The sequence below is a fragment of the Streptomyces sp. NPDC037389 genome, assembly GCF_040636475.1.
GTDB lineage: Bacteria > Actinomycetota > Actinomycetes > Streptomycetales > Streptomycetaceae > Streptomyces > Streptomyces hesseae.
In genome coordinates, this window is the sequence record NZ_JBEZUS010000013.1 from 57761 (window position 1) to 74391 (window position 16631).

The window sequence follows — 16631 nt, forward strand, 5'->3', positions numbered from 1 at the left end:
TACCGGCCCTAGCCGTGGCGGCTCTCCGGCGTTCGCGTCGCCTCCTGCTCGCCGGACCGCCTGCCCTCGGCCCATCCCGTGAGGAACGCCGAGATCAATTCGGCTCCGCGCGCGGCGAGATGACGCCGCCGCTCCCAGCGGGAGCGGGGCGGTACGCCGCCCCGGCCGCGCCCCGGATCGAGAGCGAGGGCGGTGAGGCGTCGGCCCGCCTGGGCCAGGTCGGCGAGGATCCGGTCCCGGCGCGGCCCGACGGGTGTGCTGTGGAGGGCGGTGTACAGACCCTCGATCTCGGACACGACCGCCCCGAGGCGTAAGTCGGTACCGCCTGTCGATGTCGTCCTGCCCTGCGCCAATTGCCGCCCCCTTCGTGCGTTCGCGTGCCCGGCGCACAACACTTGCCCGCTTGCGCAACTTCGCAATCCTGTCTGGGTGTTCGGCTCCGGCCGACCGGTCACCCGTAGGACAGGTTGGAGCACACGTCGTCGTCCGCCGACCGGGCGGTGCCGGCCACCTGGGTGGGCACGGCCGTGGGCGCCGGGGCCGGCGTCGTCGGCTCGGCCGGGGTCGGGGCGGCCGCGTACGCCTGGCCCAGGATAACGATGACGCCCGGTGTGCCGGAGGGGCGAAGTTCGGCTCCGGGGAACAGGCGGGCGACGGTCTGGGCGTGGCCGTGCTGCCCGGGTCCGTAGCTGATGACCGTGGCCGTCCCCTGGTGGGAGCGGCTGTTCGCGGTTCCGGTGACGGTGAACCCGCTGCCCTTCAGCGTCTCGGCGGCGCGGGCGGCCAGGCCCGGCGTCGTGGTGCCGTTGTGCACGGCCACGTCGATGCCCGAGCCGGACACGGGGGAGGGGGCGGTGGTGGCCGGCGCGGGCGGTTTGTCGTCCTGCTCGCCGCGCGCGTTCTGGCCGTCGATGGTGCGGTCGTTCCTGATCGCCTCCCAGAGGGCGTCCGCGTCGGGGTGGACGATCGCGACCCGGTTGCCCTGGTACTGCCAGGGGAGCGTGACGAACTTGGTGTTGTGGAGGTCGACGTCCTTCAACGACATCGCGAAGGAGAGCAGTTTGCGGGCCGAGTCGAGGCCGGGGTCGACCGTCATGGACTTGGTGGCCGCGTCCGCCAGCGGCAGCAGGGTGGTGGGGTTGAAACCCTGGCCCTTCACCTTCTTGATGAGGCTCGCGACGAACGCCTGCTGCCGCTTGATGCGGCCGATGTCGGAACCGTCCCCTATGCCGTGCCGCAGCCGCACATAGTCCAGCGCCTCCTGGCCGGAGACCGTCCGGGGGCCCTTGGGGAAGATCAGCCGGCCCTTCGAGCCGAGGTTGGGGTTGAGGTCGCCCTGGTAGACGTCGTTGGGCAGGCAGACGTTCACGCCGCCGACGGCGGACGTCATCTTCGAGAACCCCACGAAGTCCACGACGACCGCGTGGTCGACGCGAAGGCCGGTCAGCTTCTCCACCGTGTTCTGCGTACAGGCGGGGTTGCCCTTCGCGGTACGCCCGACCGAGAAGGCCGAGTTGAACATCGCATTGCTCTGGGGAGCCGTCCATGTGCCGTCGGGGTGCCGGCACGAGGGGATGTCGACCAGCGTGTCACGGGGGATGGAGACCGCGACGGCGTGCTTCTGGTCGCCGTAGACGTGCAGGAGGAAGGCGGTGTCCGAGCGGCCGAAGTCGTCGCCTCCGCCACCCATCCGCGCGTTGTCCCCGGAGCGTGAGTCCGACCCGATGACCAGGACGTTCTGGCCGCCGAACCCGGCGGCGGGCCGGTTCTTCGACAGGCCCTCCGCGCCGAAGCTGTCGATGTTGCCGTTGAACTCGTAGTAGAGCCAGCCCCCGGCGGCCACCATCAGCACGACCGTGGACGCCGATATGGCGGTGATGACCCGCACCCGGCCGCGACGGCGCTCCCGGATGCGGATGGCCTGCCGGCTCTGACGCCGAGGAGCCACCGATGTGCCTGTCATATGTGCGCTTTCGTCCGCGTGGCTACCGGGGAACGGCCGGCTCGCCCCACTCGTCAGTTGTACAGTTGCGCAATGTAGCAAGGGTTGGGGAGGTCGTGGCCTGCGGGTTCCAGGAATCCCGCCAAGGGAGGAAGGACGCTTGTGTCCACCGCTCCGGGGCGGGGCAGGGATCCCGACCGGATGAGGTGACCCGGCGGAAGGACGACGAGTGGCCACGGACCGGCACGCCCACACGATGACGCACACCGGCGCCGAAGCGGTGCGGTACTACGAGAAGGCGCTGGACAGCCTCCTCTTCTTCCGCGAGGAGACGGCCGCGGAGACCGGCGCGATGCTCGACGCCTCACCCCGTTCCGCCATGGGCAACGTCCTCCGGGCGTACCGGGGACTGCTGGGCACGGAGGAGAAGGACGCGGCCGAGGCGGCCACGGCGTTCGCCGCCTACCGGAAGGACGTACCGGTCGCCGAGCTGACACCGCGTGAACGCATGCACGTCGAGGCGGCCTCCTCCTGGCTGGGCGGCGACTTCCACGAGGCCGGCCGCCTCCTCGCCGAGCTCGTCGTGGCGTACCCGAAGGACGCCCTCGCCCTGGCCGTCGGACACCAGACCGACTTCTTCACCGGCAACGCCGCGCTGCTGCGCGACCGGATCGGCGGCGCGCTGTCCGCCTGGGACGAGCACGATCCCCACTACGGACTCCTCCAGGGCATGTACGCGTTCGGCCTGGAGGAGGCGGGCCACTACACCCGCGCCGAGCGCGTGGGCCTGGAAGCCGTCGAACGCAACCCGCGCGACGTGTGGGGCATCCACGCCGTGGTGCACTCCTACGAGATGCAGGGCCGGTACGAGGACGGCATCCGCTTCCTCGACACCCGTACGGGCGACTGGTCGACCGGCAACTACCTCACCGTGCACAACTGGTGGCACTACGCCCTCTACGTCCTCGAAACCGGCCGCACGGACGACGTCCTGGCCGTCCACGACGCCGCCCTCCGCCACGACGGCTCCGCCGGGGGCGCGATGGAACTCCTGGACGCCGCCGCGCTGCTCTGGCGGCTGTACCTGGCGGGCATCGACACGGGCGAACGCTGGCCCGCACTGGCCGACGCCTGGGCCGCACGGCACGACGGCCCGTACTACGCCTTCAACGACGTCCACGCCGTCATGGCCTACGTCGGCGCCGATCGCCTGTCCGACGCCGAACGCCTCATCCGCGACCGGCGGACCTGGCTGGAGGGGACCGGCACCGGGGCGGGCGTGTCCAACGTCGCGATGACCGCCGAGATCGGGCTCCCGGCCTGCCGCGCCCTCGTGGCGTACGGGCAACGACGCTACGCCGACGCCGTCGACGAGCTGCTTCCGCTGCGGCGCCGCTTCCATGACTTCGGCGGCAGCCACGCCCAGCGCGACGCCCTCCAGAAGACCCTGGTCGAAGCAGCCCTGCGGGCCGGACGCCACGACCTGGCCCGCACCCTGCTGAGCGAACGCGCCGGCCTCCGCCCCCAGTGCCCCTACGACCTCAAGGCCCGCGCCCGCCTCGCCCGGGCGACGGCGGCCGCCTCACGCACGGACCGATCCGGAAACCCTGCCGGCCACGGCTGACATCTGCGCCGATCCGGTGAACCCGGCACCCGTGTGTGCGCCCGGCCCTGTGTTCTCGTCCGCCCGCGCCGACAGTGTTCTCCATGGACGACCGGCCCACGGGATGGAGCACGCGGGTACCGCGTGAGCGCGCGCGGCCGCGATGGGTGCGGGAGTCGCCCGTCTCCTGGCAGTTGGCGGTGCTGACGGTCTGTTTCGGCGGCTTCATGAGCCAGCTGGACGCGAGCATCGTCACCCTCACCTACCCGAGCCTGGAGCGGGAGTTCGGCGAACGGCTGGCCGCCGTGCAGTGGGTGTCCCTGGTGTACATGCTGGTCACGGCGGCGGTGCTGGTCGCGGTCGGCCATGTGTCGGACGTGGTGGGCCGCAAACTGGTCTACCTCTACGGCTTCGGCCTGTTCGCGCTCTCCTCCGCCGCCTGCTCCCTGGCCCCGGACCTGACGGCGCTGGTGTGCTTCCGCGCCGTACAGGCGCTGGGGGCGGCGATGCTCGCGGGCAACAGCGTGGCCCTGGTCAGCCTGGTGGCCCCGCGCGAGAAGCTGCGCACCGCGCTGGGCATGCAGGCGGGAGGGCAGGCGCTGGGCCTGGCGGCCGGGCCGACGCTGGGCGGGGTGCTGGTGTCGGCGGTGGGCTGGCGCTGGGTGTTCTGGATCAACGTGCCGGTCGGCGTCCTGGCGACGCTGCTCGGCCGCTACCTGCTGCCCCGTACGGTCGAACGGGCCGGCGGCGCCCGTTTCGATCTGCGGGGGACGGCCTGGCTCGCGGTGGCGTCGGCCGCGTTGCTGGGCGGGGTCTCGGTGTTCTCCGGGACGCCGCTGCCGGGCTGGTCCGGCGTGGTGCTGCTCGCGGTGTCGGCGGCGGCGTCCTGGGGTTTCGCGCGGCGCGAGGCACACGCCCCCGAGCCCTTGGTGCCGCTGTCGCTGCTCCGGGACCGGCGGATCGGATGGGGGCTGGTGGGGGCCCTGGCCGGGTACCTCGTCCTGTTCGGACCGCTGGTGCTCGTCCCCCTGGTGCTGACGCGGCGCGGGGAGGGCGAGATGCGGGCCGGCCTGCTGCTCGGCGCCCTGCCCGCCGCGTTCGCGCTCGCCTCCAACCTTCAGGAACACCTGCTTCCCCGGCGGTGGAACGGCCGCCGCCGCGCCCTGGCCGGGGCCGCGCTGTCCATGGCGGGGCTGATGGGACTGGCGTTCGCCTGCCCGGCGGACCGGTGGCTGATCTGCTGGCTCGCCGTGCTGGGCCTGGGGCTCGGCCTGTTCACCCCGTCCAACAACGAAACCCTGATGCGGGCCGTGCCACGTCGGCTGTCCGGCACGGGCGGCGGCATGGTCAACACGGCCCGGGCCCTGGGCACCGCCCTCGGTATCGCCGTCGTCACCCTCACCCTCGAACTGGGCGACGGCCGCGGCGCGGGATCGGTCCTGCCCCCGCTCCCCGTTCTCACCCTCGCCGCGGCCGCTGCTCTGGCCGGGGCGTCAACGGTGCTGGTGGGGCAGTAGGGGTGGCCGGTTCCGTGTATGGACGACCGCTGTCGGCAGGGCTAGTCATGACCACGACATGAAGCGCGTTCATGGCGGAATCAGGAAGGGGATCGTCCATGTCACCTCGACGCGTCACGACCGGTCTTGCGCTGACGACGGCGCTGCTCACCGGCACGGGCCTGGCCACGGCCTCGGCCACCCCCCGTGAGACAAGACCGACGAACGCCGGCACCGCTGCCGCGACCTCGCTCCAGAGAGCCCACCAGGGCGCCCGTACCCTCGGGGAACGGGTCCAGGCGGGGGTCGTCAGGATCGCCAGCCTCTACGGGCGGACTCCCGGCCAGTGCCTGGACGCGGACGCCAACGCGGGCGGCAACGGCACCAAGGTGCAGGTCTGGGCATGCAACGGCAGTTCCCAGCAGGCGTGGATCTCCTGGGACGACGGGGCGATGGAGAGCGCCCGGTTCCGGGGCATGTGCCTCGACGCCGACACCAACGGCGGCGGCCGCAACGGCACCAAGGTGCAGCTGTGGCAGTGCAACGGAACGGCACAACAGCGGTGGTTCACGTTCCGGAACGACCTCGCGATCTACAACGACCTGTTCTACAACAACGGCAACACCGTCCTGGACCGGGACACCAACGTGCCCGGCAACGGTGCCCGTGCGCAGCTGTGGGCCAAGAACTTCCAGTCCCAGCAGTGGTGGCGTCCCGACCCCGCCTGATCACGAGGGCAGGGGTGTTCCGCCGTGTTCGTCACGGCGGAACACCCCCCGAGGGCTCGCTACCGGCCCGTCAGCTCGGCCGGCTGTGTCTCAGCGTCTCAGCGCGCTTCAGTGCTGCGGGTGCCGGCCGACACGGTCGTAGCGCTGGTTGTTCGTCCTGACGGACTTGTCGACCGACGTGCTGTTGTCGATCGTGGTGCTCTTGTCGACCGTGGTGCTGACCTGGGACTCCGAGATCTGCCCGCAACGGTTGTGGTTGGCCTGCTGCACGTTGGAGAGGTCCGCCGTGCCGCCCTTGCCGCCGTTGGCCGTCGCCCCCTGGTGCTGGGCGCCGTTGGTCGAGCCGGAGCCACCGCTGCCCGGGCCGCCGGTGCCGCGACCGCCCGTGCCGGGTCCGCCCGAGGCGGGGCCGCTGGTGCCGCTGCCGCCCGTGGCGTCCGGGCTGCCGCCGCCGAAGACGCTGCCGCCACCGCCGGCCCCGGCCGACCCGCCGCTGGCGTCACCGCTGGAGGCGTTGCCGCCCGAGCCGGTGCCACCGGCGCCGGAGCCGCCCGTCCCGTCACCGCCCACACCGACACCCAGGAGGTCCTGCGCCTGCCGCACCACCGCGGTTCCTCCGGAGGCGTCGACCAGGCTGGCGTTGTACGGGTTGTTGCAGTAGATGTTCGTGTAACCCTCGCCGTGCCCCGAATCCGCCGAAGCGGCCGAGGCGGTCCCGCAACCCACTCCGATGGCGGTGATGGCGAGCGTGGCGGCCGCGGCGACCCGCTGGATGATGCCCACAGGATTCCCCTCCAGTCGACGCCGGCGCACGTATGACCGGCGTACTTTCACTTCGAGTTAACTGCCGACCGGGGGAAGGGTGACGGGTTAAATGTGATGCGTCACCTTTACGGCATTCACCCACCCTTCTTGAGGGCTTCCATCGCCCCGGGTGACAAGGGAAAGTGACGGGCTGTCAATCACAGGGGGCGGCCATGTAGGCGCTCGGGCAAGGCCGTTCAGCTCAGGGGCGCCGTCGCGCGGCCCGCCGGGAGTTCACGCCCGTACGCGAGCAGCAGGAGCTCCTGGGCGGGTCCCGCCAGCGCCCTGCCCGAGCCGTACGACCACTCCAGATCGGTGGCGCGAAGCTCGACGCCTTCGAGCCTCGCCTTGAAGAACCGGAGCGTGCTCGGCTGAACGGTCCGGAACACGATCCGCAGGCGCTCCTCGGGGACCCGGCGTCCCAGGCCGAGGGGGACGGTGATGTCCAGGCCGTGGACCACGTCGTGCCCGAGCGCCGCCGGCAGCCCGCCCACCGGGGGCTTCCAGGGGTGGTGGGCGTTCTCCCGCAGCGCCTGGGCGATCTCGCGCCGGGACAGGGCCGCGGCGTCGCGGCGCGCGAGCCGGTCCGTCATCCTGTGGAGGTTGCCGCCCGCCCGGGCGAGTTCCAGCGCCGTCCTGCCGAACGAGTACCGGAACCCCTGGCTCATGTGGGCGGCGACCTCCCGTACCCGCCACCCCGCGCACAGGGACGGCGCGTCCCACTGGGCCTCGGTCAAGCTGTCGAGGACATCGGCGAGTTCACGCCGTTCCGACGCTATCGCCGCACGAACATCCACCGTCGCACTCTCCATGGCCACCAGCCTGATCGAACGCTTGCCAGAAGTCCAAGAGCCGGTATTTCTCGCTACTAGAATCCCTGCTTATGGAGCTCCGCCAGCTGAAGTACTTCCTCACCGTCGTCGAGGAGGCCAACTTCACCCGCGCCGCCGCCCGTCTCCACCTCGCCCAGCCGGGAGTGAGCGCTCAGATCCGGCAGCTGGAACGAGAGCTCGGGCAGGCCCTGCTGGACCGCTCCGGCGGCACCGTGACCACGACCGCCGTGGGTGAGGCGGTCCTTCCCTACGCCCGGGCGGCACTCGCGGCCGTCGAGGGGCTGCGGCAGACGGTGGACGAGTTCACCGGGCTCATACGGGGGCAGGTCACCATCGGGTTCGTGTCGGGCGCGGTCGCCGACGGTTTCGACGTGGCCACCGTGCTGGCCGACTTCCACGAGGACCACCCACGGGTCGAGATAGCGCTCACCGAGGACACCTCCGAGCGGATGCTCGCGGCCCTGCGCCTCGGCGAACTCGACCTCGCCGTCGTCGGCCTCGTCGGTGAGGACCACCTGCCGGGCATCGGTCTCCAGGTCGTCGTCGACACCCCGCTGGTCGCCGCCATGGCCCCGGACGATCCGCTGCTCTCACGGTTCGGCCGCGCCGCGCTCCCGCTGAGCGCGCTCGCCGGCCGTTCGCTGATCAGCCTGCCACGTGGCACAGGCCTGCGCGGAGTGCTCGAACACGCTTGTGAGCAGGCCGGGTTCAAGCCTCGCATAGCCTTCGAGGGTGCCGCGCCGAAGCTGCTGGCCCGGCTCGCCGCCGTTGGCCTCGGGGTGGCCATCCTCCCCGAGCTGCCGCCCGAGGGTGCCGCGGCGCTGGGCCTGCGCACCCTCCCCGTCACCGCCCCTCGCCTCCGTGGCCGGGTCGCCCTCGCCTGGCCGGCGGACGGCCCGGCCGCCCCGGCGGCCAAGGCCCTCCTCGCGCGCATGCGACAGGCCTTCCCACCGGCCCGGTCCGCACAGGACTGAAGGTCCGTGAGCCCGGCCGCGCCCGCTTGAGGAGTCCGTCGGGTGACCGTTGGACGGGCGGGGCGCGTGCCGTCCTCGGCCCGCTGCCAGCGGTCCGTCCCGCCTAGCGGTCCGTCCCGCGCGGGCGCAGTACGAGGGCCGCGAGCAGAGCGGTGAGGGCGAGCCCCGCGGCGGCGACCGCGGCCACGGCCGTGAACCCGTGGTCGTAGGCGTGCCGGGCGGCCGACATGACCTGCCGGGCGGCCGCCGTGCCGACACGGTCGGCGACGTCCTCGGCCCCGCCGAAGGACTGCTCGACGGTGGACCGGTCGTCCGGGCCCAGCGCGGGGAGGCCGGGGAGGCCCGTGCGGTAGGCGGCGGCGAGGACGGTGCCGAGTACGGCCACGCCCAGGCCGGCGCCGAGCTCGAAGGACGTCTCCTGGATCGCGGCGGCCTCACCCGACCGTTCGGGGGAGGCCGCCCCCATGATGGAGTCGGCGCCGAGCGTCATCACGACACCGGCCCCGTAGCCGGCGATGAGCATCGTGCCGACGAGGGTGGCGTAGTGGCCGGCGTCACCGATCAGGGCGAGCAGGGCGAAGGCGGCGGCGCAGGCGATGAGGGCGCCGGTGAGCGACCAGCGGTTGCCCCAGCGCGCCGAGAGCCAGGGCGCGGTCGCGGCTCCCACCGCGTTGGTGGCGGCCAGGGGCACGAGGGCGAGCCCGGCGCTCAGCGGTGAGTGGCCCCCGACCTGCTGGAGCCACTGGGTGAGGAAGAACAGCAGGGCGACGTAGGAGCCGAAGCAGCTGATCACGCAAACGGTCGAGGTGGAGAAGCGGCGGTCGTTGAACAGGGCGACGTCAAGGAGCGGTTCGGCCAGGCGCCGCTGACGCCGTACGAAGAGCACCAGCAGACCGGCGCCGACCGCGGCGGTGACGACGACGGAGGCGTCGACCGTCAGATGCTCGCCGGCGCGCTTGAGCGCGTACACGACCCCCGCAAGGCCCACGACCGACAGGGCCACGCTGGCCAGGTCCCAGCGGCGGGGCGCGGGATTCCTCGACTCGGGGACGACACGCGCGCCGATGACGAGGATGACCAGCACGATGGGGACGTTGACGAGGAAGACGGCTCCCCACCCCCACCGTTCGGTCACGAGCCCGCCCACCAGCGGCCCCACGGTCGCTCCCACGCTGTGCGCCGCGGTCCAGACGCCGATGGCGACGGCGCGCTCCCGGTCGTCGGTGAAGACGACGCGGATCACGGCGACGGTGGACGCCATGATCATCGCGGCGCCGGCCCCGAGCCCCACGCGCGCGGCGATGAGCTGGGGCGTGGTCGCGGAGAACGCGGCACAGGCGGACGCCAGTCCGAAGACCGCGAAACCGCTCAGCACCATGCGCTTGCGGCCGATGCGGTCGCCCAGCGTCCCGCACGTCACGAGCAGGGAGGCCAGCGTCAGGGAGTACACGTCGACGATCCACAGCAGTTCCACCGCGCTGGGATGCAGGTCCCTCGTCATGCTCGGCACGGACACATGGAGCACGGTCAGATCGATGCCGCAGAGCAGCAGGCTGGTGGAGAGCACGGCCAGGACCGCCCAGCGCCGTGCGGGCGGGAAGGGCTGATCCTTGGCCGTTGGGGGATTCGTACGTGTCGGCGTCTCGCTTCGGGGCATGACGGCACTATGGGCCGCTACTGACGCACAGGACAAGTACGGTCATGAATGTGCCATAGTGCCATTCTGTATACCGAGTTGGGGAGGTGGGCTCCGTGCGGGGCGACATCGAGGACACTCCGGAGTACTGCGACGTCGAGGCGGCGATGGAAGTGCTCGGCGGCCGCTGGAAACTGGCGATCCTCAAGAAACTGCTGGACGGCACCATGAGGTTCAGCGAGCTCAAGCGCGCGTTGCCGCGGATCACCCAGCGGATGCTCACACGTCAGTTGCGGGAGCTGGAGGCGGACGGGCTGGTCACGCGGACCGTCCACCGCGAGGTGCCGCCACGCGTGGACTACACGCTCACCGAGACGGGCCGGAGCCTGGACGCCATCGCGAACCAGCTCGACGTCTGGGGGCGCTGGTATCGCGCGACGCGCGGGGAGCAGGGCGGCGCGGAGCAGGCGGAGTCCGGCTCGCCTCACGCGGAACGCGGCCGGTAGGGGCCCAGCTCCCATGCCCACCGGTGCCGCAGCACCAGCGCCGCGACATCGAGCGGGGTGAAGGGGATGTCATGCCAGGTCAGCTCCCTCTCCGCCACGGCGGCCGGCAACCGCCGTTCCGGCTCGGGATCGACCGCGTGCCGCGCGAGGACGGCCCGGGTGCGTGAGCCGTCGGTGACCAGGAGACCCCGGCCGCGGCCCGCGCAGTGCCCGCTGTCGGCCCCGCCGCCGGCGAGCCGCTCGGCCGGCCGGGCGAGAGCCGTTTCCCCGTTCACCGCCTCCTCGGCCGGAACCGGCGACCGGGCGGCCCACCCGATGGAGCCACGCCCCGCTCATGCCGGGCGGCCGACTCCTCGGCGGTCAGCCCCTCGCCGATGCGGGCCACGAGCATTTCGTGCCGCCATGCTGTGAGTATGCCGGCCGGACGGTAAACCTCTTTCCCGGACGGCGAAGTGTTTGCGAGCATGAAATGGAACCACCGCCCCGCAACCCATGAGGACCCCCCTGCCATGCCTGTCGCCGCAGATCCGACCGTGCTCCATCCGATGCCTGGTCAGCCGCGGGTGGTGCTGCTCAAGCCGCTGGTGAAGTCCCCGCTGATCGAGGTGGGGGAGTACTCCTACTACGACGACCCGGACGACGCGACCGCGTTCGAGACGCGCAACGTGCTCTACCACTACGGTCCGGAGAAGCTGGTCATCGGTAAGTTCTGCGCGCTGGGCACGGGTGTGCGGTTCATCATGAACGGCGCCAACCACCGCATGGACGGCCCCTCCACCTTCCCCTTCCCGACCATGGGCGGCTCCTGGGCCGAGCACTTCGATCTGCTCACCGGGCTACCGGATCGAGGGGACACGGTCGTGGGCAACGACGTGTGGTTCGGTTACGGCGTGACGGTGATGCCCGGCGTACGGATCGGCCACGGCGCGATCATCGGATCCGGTGCCGTGGTCACCGCGGACGTACCCGACTACGGGATCGTCGGCGGCAACCCGGCCCGCCTCGTCCGCACCCGTTACGGCGCCGAGGACGTCGCCCGCCTGCTGGCGGTGGCCTGGTGGGACTGGCCCGCCGAGCACATCACCGAGCATGTGCGGACGATCATGTCGGGGAGCATCGACGACCTGGAGGCGGCCGTCCCGGACCTCAGCCCCATGTGACGCGGGCGCGGGACGCGGGGAACGCGGGGGCATCGCTTCCACCAGGAACCGATGCGCTCCTGCGGCACCCATACTTGCTATATTGCGCAACTATGCAATCCGGAATGCCCACGGCAGACCAACGGGCCACCCCATCGCGCGGCAGCGCGAGGCCCTCGCCCGACCCGGCCACGCCGCGCCCCCACGTCGAGGGGGCGCGGCGGGTGCCGGCCCCCCGGGGCCGGGCGGCGGCCGCGCACGGCAGGAGACGCGGCAGATCGCGGACGCGGCCCCGCGGGGCGGCCCTGATCGCTCTGGCCGCCCTGGTGCTGCCGGTGGCCGGGATCGCCGTGGACGGGCTGACCGGTTCCGCGCCCGGCCGGGCCTTCGTGGCCGCAGCGGTCGGCGCCGCGGTTCTGGCGGCCATGACCTGCTCACGGGCGGGCGCCTGGTGGGTGGCGTACGCCCCGCCGCTGGTGGTCGCGCCGATCACGGCGGTCGCCGAGGGGCTGGGCGGCGGCACGGCGGACGGTCACGGCAAGGGGATCGCGACCGCGGTGGTGCACTGCGCCGTCGACGCCTTCCCGGCGATGGCGGCGGCCGAGGCCGCCCTCCTCGTCGTGCTGGCCGCGCGGTGGATCCGGTCCCGGCGGAGCACGAGGAGGAACGGTGCGTGAGGAGCAGGACGCCGCCGCACGGCACGGCGTCGACAGGGCGGATGAGCTGTCCTCGGCCGGTGGCCCCGCCCGGGGCGGGGCGCCGCGGCATCGGGTTGGCAGGCGCACTCCCCGCACGGTCGTCACCGCGCGGGTCGTCGTGGGCCTCGCCTCCGCCGCCGTCCTGGCGACCAGCGGGGTCTCCTGGGCCGCGTACCGCTGGATCACCAACGGCCTGAACACCTCCGACGCCCTCGACAGGGTCGGGCGGAACGCGCCGAGACACCTCGACAACTCGGTCAACCTGCTGCTGATAGGCCTCGACTCCCGCAAGGACATGAACGGCAACGACCTGCCGAAGGAGTTCGTCCAGGACCAGTTGCACGCGGGGTCGAGCGACATCGGTTACTACAACACCAACACCCTGATCCTGATGCACATCCCCGCCGACGGCGGAAAGGTCCAGGCGTTCTCCATCCCCCGCGACGACTACGTCCAGACCTTCAACGGCGACGGTTCCTCCCAGGGACACTTCAAGATCAAGGAGGCGTACTCCAACGCCTACACCGGCGCCCGGGAGCGGCTCTACCGCGACGGCGTACGCGGCGGCGATCTGGAGGCGGGGAGCCGGGAGGCCGGCCGGGAGGCGACCCTGGCCACCGTGCAGAACTTCCTCGGAGTGCCGATCGACCACTTCGCCGAGGTCAACCTGCTGGGCTTCTACGACATCGCCAAGGTGCTCCAGCCGATCCAGGTCTGCCTGAAACACCCGGTGCGCGACCGCTACTCCGGCGCCGACTTCCCCGCCGGCCTCCAGGAGCTGAACCCCAAACAGGCGCTGGCCTTCGTCCGCCAGCGGCACGGGCTGGACGGCGGCGATCTGGACCGGACCCACCGGCAGCAGGCGTTCCTCTCCTCCGTCACCCACAAGCTCAAGACCCAGGGCGTCTTCGACGACCTGGGCAAGCTGCGGGGCCTGTTCGGGGTGGTGAAGAAGGACCTGGTCGTCGACAGCAAACTCGACGTGATCGACTTCGCCCGGCAGGCCGGCAACCTCACCGGCGGCAACGTCGAGTTCAACACCCTGCCGACCGAGGGATCCGCGACGCGCAACCGCGAGGAGGTGGAGCTCGTCGACCGGGACAAGATCCGGGCGCTCGTACAGGCGAAGATCGGCCGGCCTGCCCCGTCCTCGTCGCCGTCGTCTTCCTTGCCCTCCTCCCCGCCGCCGTCGCCGTCGCGGGGTGGGAGCGGCGGAGGACCGTCCTCTCCGGGACCGGAGTCGTCGGCGTCGGCCGGCGGCTTCGCGGGTGAGTCGGTGAAGGAGGGCGGTATCCCCTGCGTGAACTGACGTGCCGTGAGGACGGTCGGGGTCCCCTGAGAGGACGTCAGGGTCGGGCCCCGGCCCCGGGTCAGGGGCGCGTCAGGGGTGGATAGGGGGCGTTACCGGATGCCGGGTCCGGTCGGGTGCCGGAATCATGATCGTCATGACTTCGACCTTCCTCTCCCGCCGGGCCCTCGTGGGCACCACCCAGGCCCTCGTGGGCGCCGCGCTGACCGCAGCTCTCCTCGCCGGTGCCACCGCTCCCGCGGCGTTCGCGGCCACGCAGCCGTCCAAGACCTCCTCGGCGGCCAGGCCGGCGACGCCCGCCGTGCCGCCGCTCGACACGGCGGCCCTGCGCGCGGCCATCTCCGACCTGGCCCACCCCCAGGCGACGGCCGCGCAGCTGAGAGTCAGCGGCACGGCCGGCCAGTGGTACGGCACGGCGGGCGTGGCGGACATCAGGACGGGCGCGCCGGTCCGGGCGGACGACACCTTCCGGGCGGGCAGCATCACGAAGGTCTTCGTCGCCACGGCGGTGCTCCAGCTGTCGGCGGAGGGCCGGGTGGACCTGGACAAGCCGGTCCAGGACTACCTGCCCGGCCTGCTCCCCAAGAGCTACGCGCCCATCAAGGTCTCGCAGCTTCTCAACCACACCAGCGGCCTGCCGAACGAGAGCGACGCCGGTATTCCGCAGCGGGACACCCCGGAGCAGATCCTCGAGCACCGCTACGACCGGTGGACGCCCAAGAAGATCGTGGCCACCCTGCCCGACGGCCCGGTGAAGTTCACGCCGGGCACGAAGCAGGAGTACCGGGGCATGAACTACGTCCTGGCGGCCATGCTGATCGAAAAGGTGACGGGCAAGCCGTACGCGAAGGCGATCGGTGAGCGCGTCCTGCGCCCGCTGGGCCTCCGTCACACCTCCTTCCCGGGCAACGACCCGAAGATCCACGGCCCGCACGTCCACGGATACCTGGCGATGGCGGACGGCACGCTGAAGGACGCGACGGACTTCGACCAGTCCGAGGCCTGGGGCGAGGGCGAACTGATCTCCACGACGGGTGACCTGGACCGCTTCGTCACGGCCCTGTTCACCCCCGGCAGGCTGCTGCCCAAGGCGACGCTGGACAAGATGTTCACGCTGCCGGGCGCCGACGTGCGGATGGTGGACGGTTCCCCGGCCTCCTACAGCATGGGTCTCCAGTCGGTGACGGTGAACGGCGTGACGCTGTGGGGCAAGACGGGGGAGCGGTACGGCTACAACTCGGCGGTGGTCGCGACGCGGGACCTCCAGCGCAAGGTGGTGTACTCCTGGAACCCCACGCACCGGGACAAGTCCCAGATGGGAATGGTGCTGCGTATAGCGAGCGCGGTCACCAAGCCTGCGTCGCCTTCGCCTTCGCCTTCGGCTGGTCAGGCGGTCAACGCGGGGTAGCGGTGTATCCGGTGGCCCCTCCCACGTACATCGTGTACTTCTCGCGCACCGGGTTGAGGGGCGCTCCGGTGCGCAGGCGGGCGACGAGGTCGGGGTTGGCGATGAAACCGCGGCCCAGCGAGATCAGGTCGGCTCCCGCGGCCAGCAGGCGTTCTCCGGCGGCCTGTCCGCCGTCGGCGGGGAGGGGGCTCGGCCATCCCAGGTCGGGGTTGGCCATGAGAGTGCCGGGCCACGCGTCGCGGAGAGTCGCGAACAGGGCGTCGGCGGGGTCGGCGAACTCGATGTGGAGATAGGCCAGACCGGCGTCCGACAGGGCGTCGATGAGCGTGGGGTAGAGCCGCTCGGTGTCGCCTTCCTCGATGCCGTTGACGGTGTTGGCCGGAGAGATGCGCAGGCCCACCCTGTCGGGGCCTATCGCGTCGGCCACGGCGCGGGTCACCTCCACCGCGAAGCGGACGCGGTTCGCCGCCGGGCCGCCGTAGGCGTCCGTGCGGTGGTTGGTGTTGCGCGCCATGAACTGGTGGAGGAGCTGACCGTTGGCCGCGTGCACTTCCACGCCGGCGAAACCCGCCGCCACGGCGTTGCGGGCGGCCTGGGCGAAGTCGGCCACCGTGGACCGGATGTCCTGAACGGTCATCTCACGCGGCACGACGGAGGGCCGGCGACCGTCGGGGGTGTGGATCGTCTCGGGCAGCGGGACGGGGGAGGGGGCGAGCGGCATCAGCCCGCTGTTGAGCGGGTGGCCGACCCGGCCTCCGTGCTGGAGCTGGAGGAACATCCTTCCGCCGGCCGAGTGCACGGCATCGGTCACACGTCGCCACCCGGCCACGTGGGCCTCGCTGTGGATCGCGGGAATGTTGGGGTATGTCCGGCCCACGGCGTTCGGAGTGGTGCCCTCGGCGATGATCAGGCCTGCCGAGGCCCGCTGGGCGTAGTAGGTGGCCATCAGTGCCCCGGGGACGCCGTCGGCTCCGGCCCGGTTCCTGGTGAGGGGGGCCATGACCAGGCGGTTGGGCAACTGGAGGGGGCCGAGACGGGTGGCTTGGAAGAGGGCGGGGCGTACGGTCGTCTGCGTCATGCCCGTACGGTAGGAACTGACATCGGTGTCAGGTTCAAGTCCGGGCGGGTGCGCGCCCGGACGCCATGGGGCGGGGGGAACGATGCGGATAGGGGAGCTGGCCGAGCGTACGGGGGTGAGTGAACGCTCGTTGCGCTATTACGAGAAGCAAGGTCTGCTCACTGCCGAGCGCACGCCCGGCGGCCATCGCGAGTTCGGCGAGTGGGCCGTCGATCGGGTCATCCGCGTTCAGGCCCTCTTCGCCGCGGGCCTGAACAGCGCGAAGATCGCCGAATTGCTCCCCTGTATGCGTGACGTGGACGGCGGCCCGTCCGCGCGGGCGACCGAACGGCTTGTCGCCGAACTCGCCAAGGAGCGCGAGCGGACAGACCGACTGATCATGGATTTGATCCGCGCCCGTGACGTCCTGGACGAGGCGATCGGCCTGGCCTCCCCGCCTCACAGGCCATCGCAGGAGTCCGTCGCGCCGTGATCGCC

Annotated in this window: 17 protein-coding genes; 10 read left to right on the forward strand and 7 right to left on the reverse strand. The window is 71.8% G+C overall.

The features are described 5' to 3' along the window. Nucleotides 1-8: 8 nt before the first annotated feature. Nucleotides 9-296 (reverse strand): hypothetical protein, encoded by a 288-nt coding sequence (locus AB0E98_RS26290; RefSeq protein ID WP_361707024.1) that lies wholly within the window; start codon nt 294-296, stop codon nt 9-11. Nucleotides 297-451: 155 nt separating this feature from the next. Next, nucleotides 452-1963, reverse strand: a complete 1512-nt coding sequence (locus AB0E98_RS26295) for an LCP family protein (protein WP_361707027.1) — start codon at nt 1961-1963, stop codon at nt 452-454. Nucleotides 1964-2171: 208 nt separating this feature from the next. On the opposite strand from AB0E98_RS26295, the gene AB0E98_RS26300 reads away from it, so the two are divergent. From AB0E98_RS26300 to AB0E98_RS26310, 3 genes are all read left to right on the forward strand, one after another. Beyond that, entirely contained in the window at nt 2172-3566 is a 1395-nt protein-coding gene (locus tag AB0E98_RS26300) for a tetratricopeptide repeat protein (protein WP_361707030.1), read from the forward strand. 83 nt (nt 3567-3649) lie between these two features. After that, nucleotides 3650-5062, forward strand: coding sequence for an MFS transporter (locus tag AB0E98_RS26305; protein ID WP_361707033.1), 1413 nt, complete (start codon nt 3650-3652; stop codon nt 5060-5062). A 98-nt stretch (nt 5063-5160) separates the two neighbouring features. Next, nucleotides 5161-5769 (forward strand): RICIN domain-containing protein, encoded by a 609-nt coding sequence (locus AB0E98_RS26310; protein ID WP_361707037.1) that lies wholly within the window; start codon nt 5161-5163, stop codon nt 5767-5769. A 108-nt stretch (nt 5770-5877) separates the two neighbouring features. Here AB0E98_RS26310 and AB0E98_RS26315 read toward each other — a convergent pair whose 3' ends face one another. Together AB0E98_RS26315 and AB0E98_RS26320 are read right to left on the reverse strand one after the other, a co-directional pair. Continuing rightward, complete coding sequence (locus AB0E98_RS26315) at nt 5878-6552, reverse strand: hypothetical protein (protein WP_361707040.1); 675 nt, start codon at nt 6550-6552, stop codon at nt 5878-5880. 218 nt (nt 6553-6770) lie between these two features. Then, nucleotides 6771-7385 carry a maleylpyruvate isomerase family mycothiol-dependent enzyme gene (locus tag AB0E98_RS26320; RefSeq protein ID WP_361707042.1) on the reverse strand — a complete coding sequence of 205 codons (615 nt, stop codon included), beginning with the start codon at nt 7383-7385 and terminating at the stop codon, nt 6771-6773. A gap of 71 nt (nt 7386-7456) precedes the next feature. Here AB0E98_RS26320 and AB0E98_RS26325 point away from each other — a divergent pair, with 71 nt between their 5' ends. Further along, nucleotides 7457-8380 carry a LysR substrate-binding domain-containing protein gene (locus tag AB0E98_RS26325; protein ID WP_361707045.1) on the forward strand — a complete coding sequence of 308 codons (924 nt, stop codon included), beginning with the start codon at nt 7457-7459 and terminating at the stop codon, nt 8378-8380. Between the two features lie 103 nt (nt 8381-8483). On the opposite strand, the gene AB0E98_RS26330 is transcribed toward AB0E98_RS26325, so the two are convergent. Continuing rightward, nucleotides 8484-10037, reverse strand: a complete 1554-nt coding sequence (locus AB0E98_RS26330) for an MFS transporter (RefSeq protein ID WP_361707048.1) — start codon at nt 10035-10037, stop codon at nt 8484-8486. Nucleotides 10038-10132: 95 nt separating this feature from the next. Here AB0E98_RS26330 and AB0E98_RS26335 point away from each other — a divergent pair, with 95 nt between their 5' ends. After that, nucleotides 10133-10522 carry a helix-turn-helix domain-containing protein gene (locus tag AB0E98_RS26335; protein ID WP_361707051.1) on the forward strand — a complete coding sequence of 130 codons (390 nt, stop codon included), beginning with the start codon at nt 10133-10135 and terminating at the stop codon, nt 10520-10522. On the opposite strand, the gene AB0E98_RS26340 is transcribed toward AB0E98_RS26335, so the two are convergent. Then, nucleotides 10501-10797, reverse strand: a complete 297-nt coding sequence (locus AB0E98_RS26340; RefSeq protein WP_361707053.1) for a hypothetical protein — start codon at nt 10795-10797, stop codon at nt 10501-10503. The two genes, AB0E98_RS26335 and AB0E98_RS26340, sit on opposite strands and share 22 nt — an antisense overlap. A gap of 234 nt (nt 10798-11031) precedes the next feature. On the opposite strand from AB0E98_RS26340, the gene AB0E98_RS26345 reads away from it, so the two are divergent. The 4 genes from AB0E98_RS26345 (at nt 11032) to AB0E98_RS26360 (ending at nt 15076) form a co-directional block, all read left to right on the forward strand. Beyond that, the gene (locus tag AB0E98_RS26345; RefSeq protein WP_361707056.1) at nt 11032-11682 is read left to right on the forward strand and encodes a CatB-related O-acetyltransferase; all 651 of its coding nucleotides are present in this window, start codon (nt 11032-11034) and stop codon (nt 11680-11682) included. A gap of 104 nt (nt 11683-11786) precedes the next feature. Next, entirely contained in the window at nt 11787-12338 is a 552-nt protein-coding gene (locus AB0E98_RS26350) for a DUF6542 domain-containing protein (protein WP_361707059.1), read from the forward strand. Next, nucleotides 12331-13668: an LCP family protein gene (locus AB0E98_RS26355; RefSeq protein ID WP_361707061.1), complete on the forward strand. Its 1338-nt coding sequence runs from the start codon at nt 12331-12333 to the stop codon at nt 13666-13668. Before AB0E98_RS26350 ends, AB0E98_RS26355 begins: the two co-directional genes overlap by 8 nt. Before the next feature lie 136 nt (nt 13669-13804). Further along, on the forward strand, nt 13805-15076 hold the full coding sequence (locus tag AB0E98_RS26360) for a serine hydrolase domain-containing protein (protein WP_361707064.1): 1272 nt from the start codon (nt 13805-13807) through the stop codon (nt 15074-15076). Here the strand turns inward: AB0E98_RS26360 and AB0E98_RS26365 are convergent. Continuing rightward, the gene (locus AB0E98_RS26365) at nt 15063-16154 is read right to left on the reverse strand and encodes an alkene reductase (protein ID WP_361707067.1); all 1092 of its coding nucleotides are present in this window, start codon (nt 16152-16154) and stop codon (nt 15063-15065) included. The genes AB0E98_RS26360 and AB0E98_RS26365 overlap by 14 nt on opposite strands. Nucleotides 16155-16236: 82 nt before the next feature. Between AB0E98_RS26365 and AB0E98_RS26370 the strand changes: the two genes are divergently transcribed. Continuing rightward, a complete protein-coding gene (locus tag AB0E98_RS26370; protein WP_361707069.1) occupies nt 16237-16626 on the forward strand; it encodes a MerR family transcriptional regulator in 390 nt (129 codons plus the stop codon). Nucleotides 16627-16631 lie beyond the last annotated feature (5 nt).

What these genes read in the sequence shown, in the direction of transcription:
- AB0E98_RS26295 (WP_361707027.1), bottom strand. Translation starts at nt 1,963, where the DNA reads ATGACAGGCACATCGGTGGCTCCTCGGCGTCAGAGCCGGCAGGCCATC.
- AB0E98_RS26305 (WP_361707033.1), top strand. Translation starts at nt 3,650, where the DNA reads ATGGACGACCGGCCCACGGGATGGAGCACGCGGGTACCGCGTGAGCGC.
- AB0E98_RS26310 (WP_361707037.1), top strand. Translation starts at nt 5,161, where the DNA reads ATGTCACCTCGACGCGTCACGACCGGTCTTGCGCTGACGACGGCGCTG.
- AB0E98_RS26320 (WP_361707042.1), bottom strand. Translation starts at nt 7,385, where the DNA reads ATGGAGAGTGCGACGGTGGATGTTCGTGCGGCGATAGCGTCGGAACGG.
- AB0E98_RS26325 (WP_361707045.1), top strand. Translation starts at nt 7,457, where the DNA reads ATGGAGCTCCGCCAGCTGAAGTACTTCCTCACCGTCGTCGAGGAGGCC.
- AB0E98_RS26330 (WP_361707048.1), bottom strand. Translation starts at nt 10,037, where the DNA reads ATGCCCCGAAGCGAGACGCCGACACGTACGAATCCCCCAACGGCCAAG.
- AB0E98_RS26345 (WP_361707056.1), top strand. Translation starts at nt 11,032, where the DNA reads ATGCCTGTCGCCGCAGATCCGACCGTGCTCCATCCGATGCCTGGTCAG.
- AB0E98_RS26350 (WP_361707059.1), top strand. Translation starts at nt 11,787, where the DNA reads ATGCCCACGGCAGACCAACGGGCCACCCCATCGCGCGGCAGCGCGAGG.
- AB0E98_RS26360 (WP_361707064.1), top strand. Translation starts at nt 13,805, where the DNA reads ATGACTTCGACCTTCCTCTCCCGCCGGGCCCTCGTGGGCACCACCCAG.
- AB0E98_RS26365 (WP_361707067.1), bottom strand. Translation starts at nt 16,154, where the DNA reads ATGACGCAGACGACCGTACGCCCCGCCCTCTTCCAAGCCACCCGTCTC.
- AB0E98_RS26370 (WP_361707069.1), top strand. Translation starts at nt 16,237, where the DNA reads ATGCGGATAGGGGAGCTGGCCGAGCGTACGGGGGTGAGTGAACGCTCG.